The 17,916-nt window shown below is 62.7% G+C and carries 14 protein-coding genes; 12 read left to right on the top strand and 2 right to left on the bottom strand.

Going from position 1 to position 17,916, the window contains the following annotated elements; genetic code table 11:
- The first annotated feature begins 2 nt into the window (after positions 1-2).
- The 9 genes from HMPREF1155_RS03360 to HMPREF1155_RS03400 all read left to right on the top strand — a co-directional run bounded on the left by HMPREF1155_RS03360 (position 3) and on the right by HMPREF1155_RS03400 (position 9,482).
- Positions 3-1,580, top strand: a complete 1,578-nt coding sequence (locus HMPREF1155_RS03360; RefSeq protein ID WP_009077089.1) for a hydrogenase 4 subunit F — start codon at positions 3-5, stop codon at positions 1,578-1,580.
- Between the two features lie 6 nt (positions 1,581-1,586).
- A complete protein-coding gene (locus HMPREF1155_RS03365) occupies positions 1,587-3,308 on the top strand; it encodes an NADH-quinone oxidoreductase subunit C (protein WP_009077323.1) in 1,722 nt (573 codons plus the stop codon).
- Between the two features lie 10 nt (positions 3,309-3,318).
- Entirely contained in the window at positions 3,319-3,861 is a 543-nt protein-coding gene (locus tag HMPREF1155_RS03370) for a formate hydrogenlyase complex iron-sulfur subunit (protein WP_009077108.1), read from the top strand.
- Between the two features lie 3 nt (positions 3,862-3,864).
- Complete coding sequence (locus HMPREF1155_RS03375) at positions 3,865-4,650, top strand: NADH-quinone oxidoreductase subunit B family protein (RefSeq protein ID WP_006362268.1); 786 nt, start codon at positions 3,865-3,867, stop codon at positions 4,648-4,650.
- Positions 4,647-5,102 carry a formate hydrogenlyase maturation HycH family protein gene (locus tag HMPREF1155_RS03380; protein ID WP_009077151.1) on the top strand — a complete coding sequence of 152 codons (456 nt, stop codon included), beginning with the start codon at positions 4,647-4,649 and terminating at the stop codon, positions 5,100-5,102. Before HMPREF1155_RS03375 ends, HMPREF1155_RS03380 begins: the two co-directional genes overlap by 4 nt.
- Positions 5,099-5,575 carry a hydrogenase maturation peptidase HycI gene (gene hycI / locus HMPREF1155_RS03385; RefSeq protein WP_009077117.1) on the top strand — a complete coding sequence of 159 codons (477 nt, stop codon included), beginning with the start codon at positions 5,099-5,101 and terminating at the stop codon, positions 5,573-5,575. The genes HMPREF1155_RS03380 and hycI overlap by 4 nt, the downstream gene beginning before the upstream one ends.
- A gap of 29 nt (positions 5,576-5,604) precedes the next feature.
- The gene (locus tag HMPREF1155_RS03390; RefSeq protein WP_009077344.1) at positions 5,605-6,432 is read left to right on the top strand and encodes a formate/nitrite transporter family protein; all 828 of its coding nucleotides are present in this window, start codon (positions 5,605-5,607) and stop codon (positions 6,430-6,432) included.
- Between the two features lie 27 nt (positions 6,433-6,459).
- Positions 6,460-7,698, top strand: a complete 1,239-nt coding sequence (locus HMPREF1155_RS03395) for a cysteine desulfurase family protein (protein ID WP_238319082.1) — start codon at positions 6,460-6,462, stop codon at positions 7,696-7,698.
- Positions 7,699-7,880: 182 nt separating this feature from the next.
- A complete protein-coding gene (locus tag HMPREF1155_RS03400; RefSeq protein ID WP_009077517.1) occupies positions 7,881-9,482 on the top strand; it encodes a chloride channel protein in 1,602 nt (533 codons plus the stop codon).
- 995 nt (positions 9,483-10,477) lie between these two features.
- Here HMPREF1155_RS03400 and HMPREF1155_RS03405 read toward each other — a convergent pair.
- Complete coding sequence (locus HMPREF1155_RS03405; protein ID WP_009077366.1) at positions 10,478-11,476, bottom strand: DUF6273 domain-containing protein; 999 nt, start codon at positions 11,474-11,476, stop codon at positions 10,478-10,480.
- Positions 11,477-11,602: 126 nt separating this feature from the next.
- Here HMPREF1155_RS03405 and HMPREF1155_RS03410 point away from each other — a divergent pair, with 126 nt between their 5' ends.
- The 3 genes from HMPREF1155_RS03410 (at position 11,603) to groL (ending at position 14,916) form a co-directional block, all read left to right on the top strand.
- Complete coding sequence (locus HMPREF1155_RS03410; RefSeq protein WP_009077432.1) at positions 11,603-12,199, top strand: helix-turn-helix transcriptional regulator; 597 nt, start codon at positions 11,603-11,605, stop codon at positions 12,197-12,199.
- A gap of 645 nt (positions 12,200-12,844) precedes the next feature.
- Entirely contained in the window at positions 12,845-13,135 is a 291-nt protein-coding gene (gene groES / locus HMPREF1155_RS03415) for a co-chaperone GroES (protein WP_009077294.1), read from the top strand.
- 146 nt (positions 13,136-13,281) lie between these two features.
- Positions 13,282-14,916, top strand: coding sequence for a chaperonin GroEL (groL, locus tag HMPREF1155_RS03420; protein WP_009077465.1), 1,635 nt, complete (start codon positions 13,282-13,284; stop codon positions 14,914-14,916).
- A gap of 240 nt (positions 14,917-15,156) precedes the next feature.
- Here groL and ppk1 read toward each other — a convergent pair whose 3' ends face one another.
- Positions 15,157-17,892, bottom strand: coding sequence for a polyphosphate kinase 1 (ppk1, locus tag HMPREF1155_RS03425; protein ID WP_009077162.1), 2,736 nt, complete (start codon positions 17,890-17,892; stop codon positions 15,157-15,159).
- Between the last annotated feature and the right edge of the window lie 24 nt (positions 17,893-17,916).

Here is a 17,916-nt window from a genome sequence, read left to right on the forward strand (position 1 = left end):
CCATGACTGGTGAACTATTGATCATCCTGATGCTCGTGCCGCTCGTCGCGGGCGTCATCATCGCCATCCTTCCCTCGAAGGAAGGCCTCATCCCGGCCTACGAGGCGCTGCACGGCATCGATGTCGTCGCGGTTCTGGTTCTGAGCTTCGTGTCCATCGCGGGCGTCGTGGATTCGGGCGAGACCGCCGCCGCCATGGGCGAGTGGTTCCGCCTTGACCAGCTGTCCTGCATCTTCGTGGGCCTCATCGGATTCATCGGCTGCATGACCGGCCTGTATGCGATTCCCTACATCAGGCACGATGTGCAGCGCGGCGCCATGGAGCCGCGCAAGGTGAAGCAGTTCTACCTGTTCTTCAGCCTGTTCATCTTCACGATGCTCGTGGCGGCGCTGTCCAACAACATCTTCATGATGTGGATCGCCGTCGAGGCCACGACGCTGTCGACCATCTTCCTGGTGGGCGCCTACGACGTGAAGCCTTCGCTCGAAGCCGCCTGGAAGTACGCCATCGTCTGCACTTCGGGCGTCGCGTTCGGTCTGTACGGCACCGTGCTCATCTATGCGAACGCCGCGAGCATCCTGCCCGATCCGACCCAGGCCATCTACTGGACCGCGATCCTTCCCTATGCCGACCGGTTCGACACGCTGACCGTGGCGCTGGCGTTCGTCTTCGCGACGATCGGCTTCGGCACCAAGGCGGGCCTGTTCCCGATGCATACCTGGCTGCCCGATGCCCATTCCGAGGCGCCGAGTCCCGTGTCCGGCCTGCTGTCCGGCGTTCTGCTCAAGTGCGCCATGCTGCTCATCATCCGTTACTACATTCTCGCATGCGCGGCTTTGGGAGACGCATTCCCGAAGATGGTGATGCTGGTCATCGGCATCCTGTCGGTCGCCATGGCGGCTCTGTCGGTCTTCTCTCAGGACGACCTCAAGCGCAAGCTGGCCTACCACTCCGTCGAGAACATCGGTATCGTGGCCCTGTTCCTGGGCTTCGGCGGCCCGCTCGGCATCGCGGCTGCGCTGCTGCACTGCGTGACCCACGGCCTGACCAAGTCCTTCCTGTTCTGCCTGTCCGGCAACGTGCTCATGAAGTACGGCACGCGCGACCTCAACGAGATCAGCGGCGTGCTCAAGGCCATGCCGGCGACCGGCGTGCTGCTGGCGATGGGCTTCTTCGCCCTGGCCGGCTTCCCGCCCTTCGCGATGTTCGTGTCTGAGATCACAGGCATCACGGCGGGCGTCATGGACGGGCGGTGGATCGTCCTCGCGATCTTCGTGATCGCGCTCACCATCGTGGTCGCCGCCTGCGCCCACGTCGTCACCGCAGCCGTCTTCGGCAAGGTTCCCGACCATATCAAGAAGGGCGACGTCGGCGTCGCCGCCCTGGTTCCCGAAGTCATCCTGGCCGTCACGCTTCTGTGGTTCGGCGTCGCCGCCCCGCAGCCCATGCTGCAGTGCGTCGAGGACGCAACGGGGATCGTCACGCAATCCAGCACCGAGGCGCTGCACGAGACTCCCGTCGTGAACATTCTGTTCAGCCAGACCGATGGCGCCTCCGCAGGCATGAAGGTCGAAAGGTAGGGGGTCATGAAGAACAAGAAGGAGCTCCGTATCGGCGAGACCCACGTCGAAGCCGTGCGGAATCGTTTTCCAGGATCGGTTGTCGACGCGAGCTGGCAGGGCGAGGATCAGCTCTGCGTGACCGTGAAGCTCGATATGCTGCCTGACGTGGTGGAATTCCTCTACTACGATCGCGGCGGCTGGATGCCGGTCATGGTCGGCAACGACGAACGCCCGCTCAACGGCAATTATGCGCTGTACTACATCCTGTCCATGGAGGATGAGGATCGGTGCTTCCTGACCGTGCGCGTCGAGGTTCCTCCCGAACCGGGCGAATACCCCAGCGTCACGCCGCGGGTTCCCGCCGCGGTATGGAGCGAGCGCGAGGTCTACGATATGTTCGGGCTGCGCGCGATCGGCATCATCGACAACCGTCGCCTGGTCCTGCCGGACGACTGGCCGGAAGGCCTGTATCCGCTGCGCAAGGACAGCATGGACTACCGCCATCGTCCGAAGCTCGCATCGGAGATGGAAACCTACGAGTTCCTGCGCGAGACCGGAGATCGCGAGACCACGGTCGTCCCGATGGGGCCGCTGCACATCACGTCCGACGAGCCGGGCCACTTCCGCCTGTTCGTCGAGGGCGAGACCATCGTGGATGCGGACTACCGCCTGTTCTACGTGCATCGCGGCATGGAGAAGTGCGCCGAGCAGCGCCTGAACTACGATGCCGTCACGTTCTTCGCCGACCGCATCTGCGGCATCTGCGGCTGCGCCCATTCGGTCGCGTACGCCGAGGCCGTGGAGAACGCCCAGGGCATCCAGGTCCCTCTGCGCGCCCAGTACATCCGCTCGATCGTGCTCGAGGTCGAACGCCTGCACTCGCACCTGCTCAACATCGGCCTCGTGTGCCACTACTGCGGCTTCGACACGGGATTCAACCATTTCTTCCGTGCGCGCGAGAAGTCGATGGATCTGGCCGAACGCATCACCGGCCACCGCAAGACCTACGGCCTGAACCTCATCGGCGGCGTCCGCCGCGACATCTTGAAAGAGCAGGCCGGCACCCTGCAGCTCGTCCATGAGCTGCGTGCCGAGGTCAAGAGCCTGGTCGAGGAGCTTCTGGGCACCCCGAACTTCGATTCCCGCACCAAGGGCATCGGCATCTTGGACCCGAAGGTCGCGCGCGACTACAGCCCCGTCGGCCCGCTGGTCCGCGGCAGCGGCTTCGCCCGCGATGCGCGCCACCATCATCCCTTCGATGGCTACACGCATCTGAAAGACTGGAAGCCCCAGTTCCAGACCGGATGCGATGTCCAGAGCCGCACGCTCGTGCGTGTCGGGGAGTTCTTCGACAGCCTCGATATGATCGAGGAGCTGCTCACCAACGCACCGTCAGGCCCGATCCTCACCGAGGATTGGACCTACACGCCGCATCGGTTCGGCGTGGCGGTCGCCGAGGCGCCGCGCGGCGAGGACGTGCACTGGGCCATGGTTGGGGATAATCAGAAATGCTACCGCTGGCGTGCCAAAGCGGCCACCTACAGCAACTGGCCCGTCCTGCGCAGCATGTTCAGGGGGAACACGGTCTCGGATGCCGCGCTCATCGTCGGCAGCCTCGATCCCTGCTATTCCTGCACCGACCGCGTGACCGTGGTGGATGTGAAGAAGCAGACCTCCAAGGTCTTGACCAAGAGCGATCTCGAGTTCTACTGCCGCGACAGGGCTCATTCGCCGTTGAAGGATTAAGGAGACGGCCATGCTGAAAACCTTGATCAACGCCCTGAAAACGGGCAATGCGACCACCCAGTACCCGGCGGTGCCGATGGATCTGCCGTACGGCTTTCGAGGCAAGCCCGAGCACGACGAGAAGCAGTGCATCGCCTGCGCCGCGTGCGCATCGGCGTGCCCGCCCAACGCCATTCAGATGACGGTGGACGAAAGCGCCGGCACCATCGCGTGGAACATCAACTACGGTCGCTGCATCTTCTGCGGCCGTTGCGAAGAGGTCTGCCCCTTCGACGCGATCAAGCTCGGCAACGAGTTCGAGCTCGCGGTCATGGCGGCGGAAGACCTCGAGGAGAGCAGCACCTATCTGCTCGAGCACTGCGTGGCGTGCGGCAAGCCGTTCGCGCCGCGCAAGCAGGTCGCCTACGCGGAGGGCCTGTTGAAGAACATTTCCGGCATCGCCGGAGAAGAGCTTGACGCGTCCCTGGCGAAGCTGAGGGTGTGTCCTACGTGCAAGCGGACCATGGATGCCAAGGCGGCCCAGGCGGTTTCGCGCATCGAAGGGGGGAGGTAGGACATGCATACCGTACTCGAGCAGGTGCCCGAGCGCCTGCAGGCCATTCCTACCAGGATAGAGCTCGACGAGAGCATACAGAAGGCCAAGGCCGCGCTGCTCAACGACATCAAGCGCTCCGTCTACATCTACCGCGTCGACTGCGGCGGATGCAACGCGTGCGAGATCGAGATCTTCGCGACCATCACGCCGGTCTTCGACGCCGAACGCTTCGGTATCAAGAACACCCCGAGTCCCCGTCATGCGGACATCCTGGTATTCACCGGCGCCGTCACGCGCGCCATGCGCCTGCCGGCCATGCGCGCCTACGAAGGGGCTCCCGATCCGAAGCTCGTCGTGTCCTACGGCGCCTGCGGCTGCACCGGCGGCATCTTCCACGACAACTACTGCGTGTGGGGCGGCACCGACCAGATCCTTCCGGTAGATGTCTACATCCCCGGGTGTCCGCCGTCGCCGGCCCAGACCATCTACGGCTTCGCGATGACGCTCGGCATGCTGGGCCAGAAACTGCATCATAAGGAGACCATCGAGGCTCCCGGCGAGCTTGCGCGCCTGGCCTATGCGGACATCCCGTACGCCCTTCGTACGGAAATCGAGCACGAGGCACGTCTTATGAGCGGGTATCTGCAGGGTCACGACCTCGCCGATGATTTCCTGAAAGCGCTTTCGTCTTCGAACGGCAGCGTGATCGCCTCGGTCGACGATCTTATCGCCGGCACCGACGACCCGCGTCGCGCCGAAGTCTACGCCGACCTCAAAGAGCTTCTGCTTAAAAAGGTGATCGGATGAGCCTTGCGCGCAACAACGGGACCGACCTTGCGCCTGAGCATGCTCAGGCGCGGACGGTGCGCGTCCATCGCCTGGTGAGGAAGTTCGTGGACAGTGCGCAATCGGTGCCCGACGACGCGAAGGACGTTCTGTACTACACGCTTTCGGTCGGGCATCATACCGGCGTCATCGATTGCTTCGAGTGCGTGCTGAGCATGCCGGTCGAGGTATTCGAGCGCATCTGCGCCGCGCTTCCTGAGGGAGAGGCGCGCTACAAGCTCGAGGGGGTCATGCGCCATTCCGAGATAGAGCTCGGCAAGGCGCAGGTCGACATCGTGATCGACGCGCTCGAGCCGCTTGCATCGGCTGCGGATGAGGAGGTCGCCCGCTACGTCGGGCTCTTCCTCGAGCAGCTTCGCATCGTGCGCGAGGAGCCGTCGGTCTATGTGATGGTCAGGGAGGTGGTCTCGTGAACGTGGGGAATCAGGTCCTGTTCACCGTCGGAAGCGTCCTGCGCGGCGACGACGCCGCAGGCCCGATGCTCACGCAACTGTGCGAGGAGGATCCCATCGAGGGGTGGAGCGTCATCGACGGCGGGCAGACGCCTGAGGACGACCTCGTCCTGATCCGTCGGGCGCATCCGAAGCGCCTCGTGCTCGTGGATGCGGCCGACATGGGGCTCGAGCCCGGGTCGGTGCGCGCCATCACGCCCGAGGAGGTTGCGACGCAAGCCCTCATCACCACGCATTCCCTTCCCATCACGTTCCTTTTGGGGCAGCTCGAGGCGTGTTGCGACGAGATTCTGTTCGTCGGGATCCAGCCGCAGGACACCTCGTTCTTCAACCCGCTGACGCCCGAGGTCATGAAGGCCGTCCGGTTCGTATACGACTGGGTTGCGGCCGGAGCCGACTTCGCGATGTTCGCGGGAGCTCGTGAGTCTAGGTAAGCGATCCATTCGATTCTAGGGGAGTAATCATGGAGAACAAAGAACTCGATGCGTTGAAGCCCGATGCTCTTTCGCCGGTCGCCACGCTTGCGAAAGCCGTGGGAATCGGAGTCGGAAAAACGAAGATGCTGCCGGGCCGCATGTTCATCTCGGCCATGCTCGCCGGCGCCTTCATCGCGTTCGGCGGCCTGTACTTCTGCGTCTTCCTCGGCGATCCGGCCATGCCCTTCGCCGCGCAGCGCATCGTAGGCGGCATCTGCTTCTGCTTGGGCCTCGTGCTCGTCGTCTGCACCGGCGTCGAGCTGTTCACCGGCAATTCGCTTATGGTCTGCGCGCTCGTCGACAAGAAGATCGGCATCGGACCGCTGCTCAAGAACTGGGTCATCGTCTGGATCGGCAATCTGGTCGGTTCCCTGATCGCGGTGGCGCTCATCTATCTCGCCGCCACGCCTGCGCTCGGCGGCGGCGGAGTCGGAGAGGCCATGGTGAACGTGGCTGCGGGCAAGGTCGCGCTCGCTCCGGCGACCATCTTCTTCAAGGGCATCATGTGCAATGTGTTCGTGTGCCTGGCCGTTTGGGTCGCGTTTTCCGCGCGCACGGTCGCTGACAAGGTGCTCGGCGTCCTTCTGCCCATTTCCGCCTTCGTCGCCGCAGGATTCGAGCACTGCGTCGCCAACATGTCCTTCCTGCCCATGGGCCTGCTCCTGAACACCACGGGCATCGGCGATGCCGGCCTCGTCACTCTGGGCGGCGTCATGACCAACCTCTGCTTCGCCACGCTCGGCAATATCGTCGGCGGCGCGCTCGTAGGTCTCGCCTTCTGGGCGATCAACCGCGCGGTCAAGAGCGACAAATAAGCGGAGGGGCGGCAGCAAGGGGGCGCCGTGAGCGACCAACGCGTCATATATCTTGATAACGCAGCGACGACCAGGCCCTACCCACGCGTGTGCGCCGTCATGGCCGATGCTATGGAGCGCACGTTCGGCAATCCGTCCTCGATTCACGGCGTCGGTCGGCAGGCCAAGCGACTCATGGAGGAAAGCCGCGAGACGTTGGCCGAGCTGATCGGCGCCCATCCCGACGAGATGTATTTCACGTCCGGCGGCACGGAATCGAACAACCTCGCCATCACGGGGTCGTGTCTGGCTTTCGAGCGCATGGAAGGGAAAGGGTCGGTCATCACGTCGGCCTTGGAGCACCCATCGGTCACGAAGACGGTGCGCAACCTGCGCCGCGACGGCTGGCGGACGGAGCATCTTGATGCCGTCAAGGGCGATCTCGATCTGGATACGCTCGGACGGCTGCTCTCGGAGCGTGACGACGTCGCCCTGGTCACCGTCATGAGCGTGCAGAGCGAGCTCGGGTATCGGTTCCCTATCAAGGAGGTCGCCGCCCTGTGCCACGAACATGCCATGGCGCGTCGCGGGACCGATTCCGACGCAGCGAGCGCCTCGTATCCGCTCGTGCACACGGATGCGGTTCAGGCGTTCGGCAAGCTTGATGTGCAGGTGGACGACCTCGGGGTCGACCTGATGTCGTTTTGCAGCCATAAGATCGGAGGTCCCAAGGGAATCGGCGCGCTGTACGTGCGGCGGGGCACGACGCTGTTCACCACGGCTGCCGGCGGCGGTCAGGAATCCGGACTCCGCTCGGGGACGCAGGCCGTCCCTCTGATCGTCGGGTTCGCCGAAGCGGCGCGAATCACCTGCGCGGATCGGGAGGCGTCCTTCAAGCGCGTATCCGCTCTGAAGCGCATGATCCTCGAGGGGCTGGCCGAGCGCTTCGACGGGCTCTGCGTGAATGCGCGCGACGACAGCAGCCCCTACATCGTCAGCTTCTCGATTCCCGGCACGAGCAACAGCCAGGTCATCAGAATGCTTGACGAGCAGGGTATCTGCATCTCCGCGAGCACGGCCTGCTCGACGTCCCGCGCCGACGTGCCCGAAGGCACCTGGCGTGTGAAGCATCCGTTGACGTTGCGGCTCGCGGGGTTCCCCGTGACGCATTGGCGCTATACCTACCGTGTGAGCCTATGCCGGGACACGACCGAGGACGAAGTCCGTACGTTTTTGGATGCGTTCACGGTTGCGGCGGAGAAGTCGTTGGGGAAGCGCGCCGGCTAGGCGTCTCGACGGCGAAGCGGCGGTTCTCGAAAAGCATGGGGAGCGTTCGTTGGGCGGGCTTCGTCTCACGGGACGGAGTCCGCTTGCCTTTTGCGGTTGCCGGTCGCGTTCGCGCTGCCGGCTGTTCGGACGGACGAGCCTGCGTGCCTTCGGCGGCTGCGGGCGGGAAGGAGGGAAGACGCATGAAGGGGAGGACGTCCGCATTCGTCGGCGCCGTTGCGGCGACGGTCGCCGCCTCCACCGCCCTCGCGCTCGCGTTTTCCTTCGCCGTCGATGCATCGAGCTGGGTTTTCTCTGAGACGGAACATGTTGCCGTTCTGCTTCCCCTGGTCGGGCTCGAAACCTATCTGTTCTATCGCCTCATGCACGTGCCGTTCGGCATGGCGACGGGCGTGGCCATCGAATCGCTGAGGCGTGAATCCGCGGGAGCGGGAGAGATCGGCGCAGGGGAGGCGAACGCCGATCGCGACGCGTGCGAGATGGCGGTTGACGGGAGTGCGGGCGATCGATCGGCCGCTGTAGGAGAACCGGGTGTCAGGCATGGCGTGAGCGAATCGATGTCTGACGACGTGGTGTCCGGCAGAGCGTCGGTCGCGTTCGCTCCGGCAGGGGAGGCGCGCACGTCGGCAGGCGAGGCATCCGCGCCGAATCCCGCAGTGCCGGGCGTGCCTTCTTCGGAATCCCGCCTCTGGGGCTATCATGCCGCATCCGGGAAGCGATCGGACGCATCCGACGTTGACCGGGGATTCTTCGGGGGTATGCGCAGATTGAGCGACACGGCGGTTCCCGACGAACTTCCCGTGACGCTCATGCCCGCCATCTTCCTCGGCACCTGCATGACCATCCTCTGCGGCGGTTCGGTCGGCAAGGAGGCGGGCGCGCTGCAGATGAGCTCCGCGGTGGCGTCTATCATGCGCCGCCTGTTCAGGGTCGATAAGAAGCAGCTGGTCACGCTTGCGTCGTGCGGCATGGCCGGTGCGCTCGGCGTCCTTTTGGGCATGCCGCTCGCTTCGGCGCTGCTTTCGATCGAGCTCATGCGCAACCATTCGTGCGGCATCAGGGGGCTCGGCGTCGTCGTCGCATCGGCGTTCGCCGGCGACGGATGCGCGAAGCTCGTGGGGTTTTCCGGTCTTGGATCGGCCGTCGTTGCAGGATCGCTGCCGGCGCTTGCGCAGACTCCGGCATTCTTGCTGGTCGTGCTCGGCAGCACTGCGGCGGGGGCGTTCTTCTGCTTCATCGTGGTGCGGGGGCGCGCGGCTGTGGCGGCGCTGCCGGTTCCCATGTGGCTTCCCCTCGTGATCGGCGGGACGATCGCGGCCGTGATGGTGCTGTCGCTGCCCGGCATGCGGGTGTTTTCGGGTACGGGCATGGATTACGTGACCGCCGCGTTCGCAGGCGGTGTGACCGATCCGTACTTCTTGGGAAAGCTCGCGTTCACGGCGTTCCTGCTCGCATTCGGCTTCAAAGGCGGGGAAATCATGCCGACCATGTGCATCGGCGCGACCTGCGGATGCTTTCTCGGGGACGTTTTCGGCATCGATCCGGGATTCGGTGCCGTCGTGGGGCTTGTCGCGGGAATGACTGCTGCGGCGAACTGCCCGATCGCAGCGTGTTTGCTCGGCCTCGAGGCGTTCGGCCCCATCGGTGCGGGCTGGTTCGCCGTTGCGGCGGCGATCTCGTTTCTCTGCACGCTTCCGCTGAGCCTGTATGGGAACGTGTTTTCGTATCGCGAGATCGGTCCGGCGGTGCGAAGCGCGTTTGCGTCCGTGCGTCGGGCTCGATAGGAATGGATCGCGGCGCGCTATGGTGCCGCTTCTCGCCTAGGCCGTCCCGCGCGCGTACGCCATGCGTTCGCCTGCGTGCCGGGCATTCGTTCGTGCGTCGGGCTCGATGGAAACGGATCGCAGTTCGCCATGCCTTCGGTCAGGCGCTGAGTTCGGTAGGAATGGATCGCAGTTCGCTATGCTCTTATTCGCGCGTCGGGCTCGATAGGAATGGATTGCGTGCGCATCATGCTCTCGCCTGCGCCGCCCCACACGCGCCGGGCGCTTCCTTCTGTGAGGCGAGGACGATCCGCATGCGTTTAGCGGCATCTTGCGACGCTAAAAAGTTGTTAGAGCGTCGGAGCTGTTTCTAATCACTTTTTAAGGCGATAAAAAGTGATTAGAGCATCAATGGGTGTTCGAACAACGCGAAATCGTTGCGAGAAAGGCTTATCAATGTGATGAGAGTTTGGTTGCCGTCGCGCGATCCGTTGAATGTTTTCATGCGCGACACCGGTGCCGCATGCGTGGACACCGCGCATGCGTTATCGAAAATGCGCACGTGTTATCGAAAAACGTGCATGCATTGTCAAAAAATCAGTGCTTTACGAAAAATAGAAGCCGATCTTCGCCCAACTGACAGTTTTTCCTAGGTTAGGGGGTATTCGATCCCGCGACGAAGTCTTTTGAAGGGGTATTTTGTTGTTCTTGCAACGAAAATGGCTCTCGATTTCGAAAAACGACTTTCAAAATCCCACTAAGCTCTGCAAAATCGGCAGTGCGGGTGGATTGGGCTTACGCCATGGCTGTCCGCACGAACCGTGTGGCGCAGGATCGCCCCGAGTGCAGGATCGCCCCGAGTGCAGGATCGCCCCGAGCGCAGGTCAAGCAGTTTGTCTCCGCGGGCTAGCGTTTCCATATTGTCTGGTCGAAGTCTTGCAAAACGTTCGGTCAAAGCGGCTGATCCAGTCGTTCAACATCGCGATAGCCGTACAGGCGCATGTCATCGGCGGTCCTCAGATGCAGAATCCGATCACGATGCCGGCATCGTAGTTGCCGAGGAATCCATAGGGGTTCGCCGATCCATCTTTGTAAACGCCGACGTAGTACACATCGTCGCTCGCACGCGAGCTGCGCGTCCACCAATCGCATTGCTTCTCGCCGTCGGGAAACGTGCGAGCGAGCAGCTCGGTTGGCGCCGAGGCGTCGCGGCCGGTCTCGTGGCTGAACGCCTGCGCATCGTCGGTGTCCACGACGATGCCGCCCGCGTTGATGCCCGCTTGCGCGAAGAGCCGATACTGGCTGCCTTCCTCGGCGAGCACATCGTTGCACCAAGCCTGGTCGTCGGTGAACCATACGATGTCCTGCCCCCAGATTTCAGCGGCGGAAGGAATCCAGAGCGCATCGTCCGTCGCGCTCAAGGATGCGCTTGGGTTCGCGGCATCGGCGTTGCCGAGGTTGTTCGTCGTCTTCTCAACGGGCGTGATGGCTTTTTCCAGGTCGTCAGGAAACGAGGGAAGCACCTCGTTTGCCAGCCATGCGCGCGCCTCGCTCTTCTCCCAGCCGCCTGCATTCGACGGTCCGGCATTCATGCCATGCGGTCCCACGGCCGTTGTCGCAAGGAAGGTGATGCCGGCTTTCCCCGATCCATCGGATTTGTCATCGTGGTAGACGTCGGCGACGCGGACCGCGATCGTCTCCCCGGAATCGAGCGCGATGGATTTCGTGCCCTCAGCGATAGACCCATCTTCATTGACGAAGCCGTACGAGGCCGCACGCGCCAAGGCATCCTCCTCATCGGACGCAGATGCTATATCGTGCGCGGCTGCCTCGATTTCATCCCAAGTCATGGTCCCCAAGGCTCCGGAATCCATCGACGTCGCACCGCCATGCGCGCAGCCGGAGGCCGCCATGCTTGCGAGGAGGGCAAGGAACACGAGGAGGACGACGGTGCGCCCGAGGGAGTCGCGTTTGGAGCCGCGGCGGCCGTCGTTGAGGTGCAGAGCATGAATCATAGGGAACTTCTTACCTGTCAAAGACCGTTGACGCTATGCGATGAGGCCAGGCGCGGTCTTGCCAATACCTTTTGATGGTAGCATCCCACGAAACGTCTCATCCTTCGAGGCGTCGAAGGGAGCCACATGGAACTTGCAGGACAGATAAAGCGCCTAAGGTCCGAGAACGATTTGTCTCAAGACGATTTGGCGTCGAGAATATACGTCTCGCGCCAGACCATTTCCAATTGGGAGAACGACAAGACCTACCCAGACGTGCAGAGCCTGCTGCTGTTGTCGGCGACCTTCGACGTATCGGTGGATAGCTTGATCAAAGGAGACGTGACGGCCATGGAAGAAATCATTGGGAATAAGGATCTTGCGAAGAAGCTCACGATCCTGTCATGGACGGGCGTGGTGTTCCTTGCCGCTTCCGTGGTCCTGCTTGCAGGAGGAACCATGTTTTGGGGATGGGGCATGATCCCATCCGCCATCATCTGGCTTCTATCCTTTGGAATCGGATGCTCGTTCTTCTGGCGGATCGACAGGATCAAAAGAGACCAGGATCTCGTGACCTATCGGGAAATCGTCTCCTTCATCAAAGGCGACCCCGTTGACCGCGACAATCCCACAAGCGTGCGTGCTCGCAAGAACCGCCTGCGCAATACCGCGCTTCGAGTCTTGGTCTGCGCGATGCTGGGAGGTGTCGTCGGATATCTGTTCGCACAGGCGGTCATGTCGTAAAAATGACGCGTCAGTGCAGTTGACGCTTGAAAATAGCATTACATCACGGGTATTGAGAAGTCAGGATGCTCTTACAAGCAATATCGGACAGGCAGCTTTCGAGTCGCTCAATGAGTATGAGCTTGCTGCCATGCAGTACGTGTATGCAAAGGGTCGAATCACTGTCGGAGAACTATCGGGGCTTCTCGGGAGAAGCGTGAAGGTATCTAGGCCCACGCTTAAAGGCCTTGTGAGCAAGGGATTTATCGAATGGCATGGTTCGAGTGCCAACGACCCGTCGCAGTACTATGGCATGAGAAGGTTCGAGTAGGTTCGAGTAAAAGTGGGATCAGAAGAGTTTCCACAGGTCAGAAAATGTGCAAGCTCGTACCTTCAGGTTCGAGTACATGAGCTCAAGCTGTCCGCGACCATCTCTTCCCGCGTTTCACCGCTTCCGTTCCTCCGTGAATCTGGCGATATGCATGCCACTCGCTTCGCCAAGATGACGCTCCGTCAACGTTTAGTGACGCACGCTTAGATTTTCTCAATTGGGCATTGCGTGTTACGGCTTGGCTGCTAGTATAGGGAACCGTTAGCAGTCGGGCATGCCGAGTGCTAGCACTCATTCAACTCGGGTATCAAGTCATGGAGAAAGGACAATCGATCATGAATTTGAAGCCTCTGGGCGATCGCGTCATCGTGAAGCGCGACGAAGCCGAATCCGCAACTTCCGCGGGCCTGCTCATCGCATCCACCTCCAAAGAGAAGCCGCAGACCGGCATCGTCGTCGCCGTGGGCGAGGGCAAGCTGGACAAGGACGGCAAGCTCGTGCCCGTTCCCGTCAAGGCCGGCGATCGCGTCCTGTACGGCAAGTACGGCGGAACCGACATCACGCTTGATGGCGAAGAGGTCCTGATCCTGCGCGCCGACGACATCCTGGCCGTCTACACCGCCTAATCGTGCATCCTGCCGGTCGCGTCACTCGTGGCACGCGGCCATGCAGCCGCCAGGTTGAAGGGGATAAGGCAGATCCTCTTTCCTCGAGCCTGGCGCAGCGGTTCATCTTTTGAGGCAGCCCGAAGGCTGCGAAAGGAAGAATTTCAATGGCTAAAGAAATCAAATTCGACTCCGAGGCTCGCGGCTCCCTTGCAGACGGCGTTTCCAAGCTTGCGGAAGCCGTCAAGGTCACCCTCGGGCCCAAGGGCCGCTATGTCGCTCTCTCCCGCAGCTACGGCGCTCCCACCGTCACCAACGACGGCGTGACCGTCGCCAAGGAGATCGAGCTCCCCGATCCGGTCGAGAACATGGGCGCCCAGCTCGTGATGGAAGCCGCCACCAAGACCAACGACGGCGCGGGCGACGGCACCACCACCGCCACGCTGCTCACCGACGTCATCGTCGAGGAAGGCCTGCGCAACGTCATCGCCGGCGCCAACCCGCTGGCCGTCCGCCGCGGCATCGACAAGGCCACCGAGGCTCTGGTCGCCGAGCTGAAGGAAACCGCGATCCCCGTTTCCTCCAAGGATCAGATCGCCAACGTCGGCACCATCTCCTCCGGCGACGCCGTTATCGGCGAGAAGATCGCCGAAGCCATGGAAATCGTCGGCAACGACGGCGTCATCAGTGTCGAAGAGTCCCAGACCTTCGGCTTCGAGATCGAAACCGTGGAAGGCATGCAGTTCGACCGCGGCTACATCTCCCCGTACATGGCCACCGACATGGAGCGCATGGTCGCCGAGCTCAAGGATCCCTACATCCTGCTCACCGACCAGAAGATCTCCAATATTCAGGACATGGTCCCGCTGCTCGAGCAGATCATGAAGAGCGGTCGCACGCTGCTCCTCATCGCTGAAGACGTCGACGGCGAAGCTCTGGCCACCATTCTGCTGAACAAGCTGCGCGGCACCTTCAACTGCGCCGCCATCAAGGCTCCGGGCTTCGGCGACCGCCGCAAGCGCATGCTCGAGGACATCGCCGTCGTGACCGGCGGCCAGGTCATCGCTTCTGACTTCGGCATGTCCCTTGCCGATGCCACCGTCGATATGCTGGGCACCGCCAAGACCGTCAAGATCACCAAGGACAACACCACGATCATCGACGGCGCAGGCTCCAAGGACGCCATCAACGAGCGCATCGAGCAGATCCGCGTCGAGATGGACAACGCCACGAGCGACTTCGATCGCGAGAAGCTCCAGGAACGCCTGGCCAAGCTCGCCGGCGGCGTTGCCGTCCTGCGCGTCGGCGCAGCCACCGAAAGCGAGCTCAAGGAGAAGAAGAGCCGCATCGACGACGCCCTGCAGGCGACCCGCGCGGCCGTCGAGGAAGGCGTCATCCCGGGCGGCGGCGTTGCGCTCCTCAACGCCCTCGGCGCTCTTGAGAAGGTCGAATGCGCGGATAAGGACGAAGAGGTCGGCGTCGCGATCATCGCGAAGGCTGTCGAGGCTCCGCTGCGCACCATCGCCCAGAACGCCGGCTACGAAGGAAGCGTCGTGGTCGAAAAGGTCAAGGGCATGGCTGCTGGCGAAGGCTTGAACTGCGCTAACGGCGTGTATGGCAACATGATCGAGATGGGCGTGTCCGATCCGGTCAAGGTCACCCGTACCGCCCTGCAGGCAGCTGCTTCCGTCGCGGGCCTCATCCTCATCACCGAGGCCACGGTCAACGAGATCCCGAAGGAGGGTCCGGACCTGTCCGCTCTCGCCGGCGCTGCCGGCGCAGGTGCAGGCATGGGCTACTAAGCCTCGTGCATCTCGCACGTATAGCGCATTGAACCGAAGGGCCGCGCCGGTGCGCGGCCCTTCGTGCGCTAGTCGCTCCTCGGATTTTTCGAGGAGCGACGTTCTTTCCGAGGCTGCTCTCTATATACAGATTATTGGATCGAGGTGTTCTGTCGAGGTTGAAAGCAAGGCCCGAGGCGGATTATCCGCCTCGGGCCTTGCGTGCGCATCGGGTGCAATCGTATCGAGTGCGATCGATTCCTATTTCCTGAACAGGCGAGAGAAGAATCCGAGGATGCCTCCGCGCTTGCGCCCATGCACCCCGGAGCCGGTAGGCATGGGAACGATCTCCACGTGCGTCGCCGCGACGGGTTCGCCGGGTACGGGTTCCGAGAGGCCCCGGTCAGGATCTGCAGGGTGTGCGTGGGCGGGATCTTCCGGTTGAACGGGAGCTTCTTGAACAGATGCTGCGGAATGAATAGGAGCATCCGTCGGATCGCTGGCCGCTGCCGCCTCGGCCGTCGTTCCGGCCCCAGCCTTCGCCGAGCAAGCGGGAATGCCTGAATGATCAGGAGCTGCCGCAGTTCCGGCATCCTCATCGGCTGCACGCGCATCTTCATGCGCGACAGGCGCCACGGCATCGAGCTCGTCTCTCGTCACCATGTCGTCCATCGCCTCTTCTGCCATGGCTTCGATCTGGGTGGACAGCTTCTGGCGCTGGGCGAAGTCGTAGGCTGCCGACGGCAGCGTATGCTCGGCGGCCACGTATGCATCTCTGATCAGGCGATCCTGAGCATCGAACGGGCGCTTCGGCATGCCGTCCTCGGCAGTTCCCAGGAAGTGCCCCAGGCGCGTGTAGGTTCCATCGGGCAGAAGCTCGCGCAGCTTCGCCGTGTCGGACAGCATCGTCTGGAAGTACGCGACGACGCTTTTCCGAGCCTGCGGATCTTCCACCGGCCACATGATTTCGACGCGTTTATCCAGGTTGCGAGTCATGAGGTCCGCGCTCGAGAGGAACACCTTGCGCCCTTCCCCCTCGCCGAACACGTAGATGCGCGAATGTTCGAGCAGGCGTCCGACCACGCTGACCACGCGCACGTTCTCGGTTTCGCCCGGAATGCCGGGCACGAGGCATGAGATGCCGCGCACGAGCATCGTTACCTCGACGCCCGCACGGCTGGCCTCGGCGATCTTCTCGATGATGTCGCGGTCGGTCACGGAGTTCGTCTTCAGGTACGCGCACGCGGGCCTGCCGGCGCGCGCAAGGGCGATCTGCTCGTCCAGCAGGTCGCAAAGGCGCTGCTTGATCATGATCGGCGCCACGCTGAGCTTCTGGTAGTCCTTCGACACCGATTCGAGCTGCATGCTGCGGAAGAACAGCGCGGCATCGCGGCCGAACACGGGGTCGGCGGTGATGAGCGAGAAGTCGGTGTAGAGCTTCGCGGTCTTCTCGTTGTAGTTGCCGGTGCCGAGCTGCGTGATGAATTGCAGCCCCTCGGGCGTGCGGCGCGTGATGGAGCAGATCTTGCTATGCACCTTGAAGTCGTGGAAGCCGTAGATGATCGTGCATCCAGCCTGTTCGAAGCGATGCGACCACTCGATGTTGTTGTTTTCGTCGAAGCGTGCGCGCAGCTCGAACAGCGCTGTCACGTCCTTGCCGTTCTCCGCGGCCGTGATGAGCGCATCGGCCAGGCGCGATTGGCTGGCCAGGCGGTACAGCGTGATCTTGATCGAGATGACGTTCGGGTCGACGGAGGCTTCCTGCAGCAGGTGCACGAAGGCGTCCATCGTCTCGTACGGGTACGACAGCAGGATGTCCTTCTGCTGCACCTGGTTGATGATGGAGCGGTTGCGCACCACCGATGCGGGCCACTGCGGCGATGCCGGCTCGTCCACCAGGTCTTCGCGCACGTCGGCCGGTACCAGGGACGGCAGCGCGAACGCATAGCCCATGTCGAGCGGCATCCCGATGCTGTAGATCTGGTTGCGCTTGAGCTTCAGGCGCTTGGCCAGCACGCGCTGCGTCATGTCGGAAAGCGGGTATTCGCTCTCCAGCCGCACGGGGGCCAGGCGGGCGCGCTTCTTGATGATGCGCTTCATGTGCGTGCGGAAGTCCTCGTCGTTCTCGTCGGCTTCCTCGTACGCGTCCAGGTCGGCGTTGCGCGTGACCTGGATCACATTGGCGTGCTTGACGGGATACATGCCGAACAGGCCCTCCACCACCAGCTCGAGCGCATGTTCGAGCAGGATGAACGTGAACGCGCCATCGCTGCTCTTGATGGGGATGATGCGCTGGGTGTTCTTCGGCATGGGGATGATGCCCATGATGACGTTCTCGGCCGCCTTCGCCCGCGCCGCCTTGCGTTCGGCCTTGCTGGCTTTCTTCGTCTTCTCGAGCTCGGCCTCGTCGTCGAGGCGCACGGCTATGTAGAGCGCGCCGTTCTCCAGATGGGGGAAGGGATGCGTCGCGTTTATGATCTGCGGCGATATGAGCGGCAGCACGTTGGCATCCAGATACGCCTTCACCTGCTCGGCCTGTTCGGCCGACAGTTCGTCGGGATAGAGCTGGCGGATGCCGGCGTTCGCCAGGCGCGCACGCACGGCATGGAAGTCCTTGGATGCCTGCGGCGTCAGGTCGCGCACGCGGGCGTAGACGGCGTCGAGCTGCTCGTTCGGCGTCATGCCCGTCTTGCTGTCGTAGACGTCGGTCTTGGCAAGCGCCAGGTCGAGCAGGCTGCCGACGCGCACCATGAAGAACTCTTCAAGGTTCGACCGCCAGATGGCGAGGAATTTCAGCCGTTCGAGCAGCGGCACGCTCGGATCGACGGACTGGTCGAGCACGCGCTGGTTGAACGCGAGCCAGGAAAGCTCTCGGTTCTGCATATAGGTCGTCGGGGCAGGGCGCTGCGGCCTCTTTTTCGCCTTGCGCTTCGGACGGGCTTCGGGGTCGGTTTCGACCTGGTTCTCGTCCATGTCCGTAGGAGTTGATCCGGTCATGGGTGATCTCCTTCCGTGAGGTGC

The sequence above is a fragment of the Slackia sp. CM382 genome (genome assembly GCF_000293015.1).
Taxonomy (GTDB): domain Bacteria; phylum Actinomycetota; class Coriobacteriia; order Coriobacteriales; family Eggerthellaceae; genus Slackia; species Slackia exigua.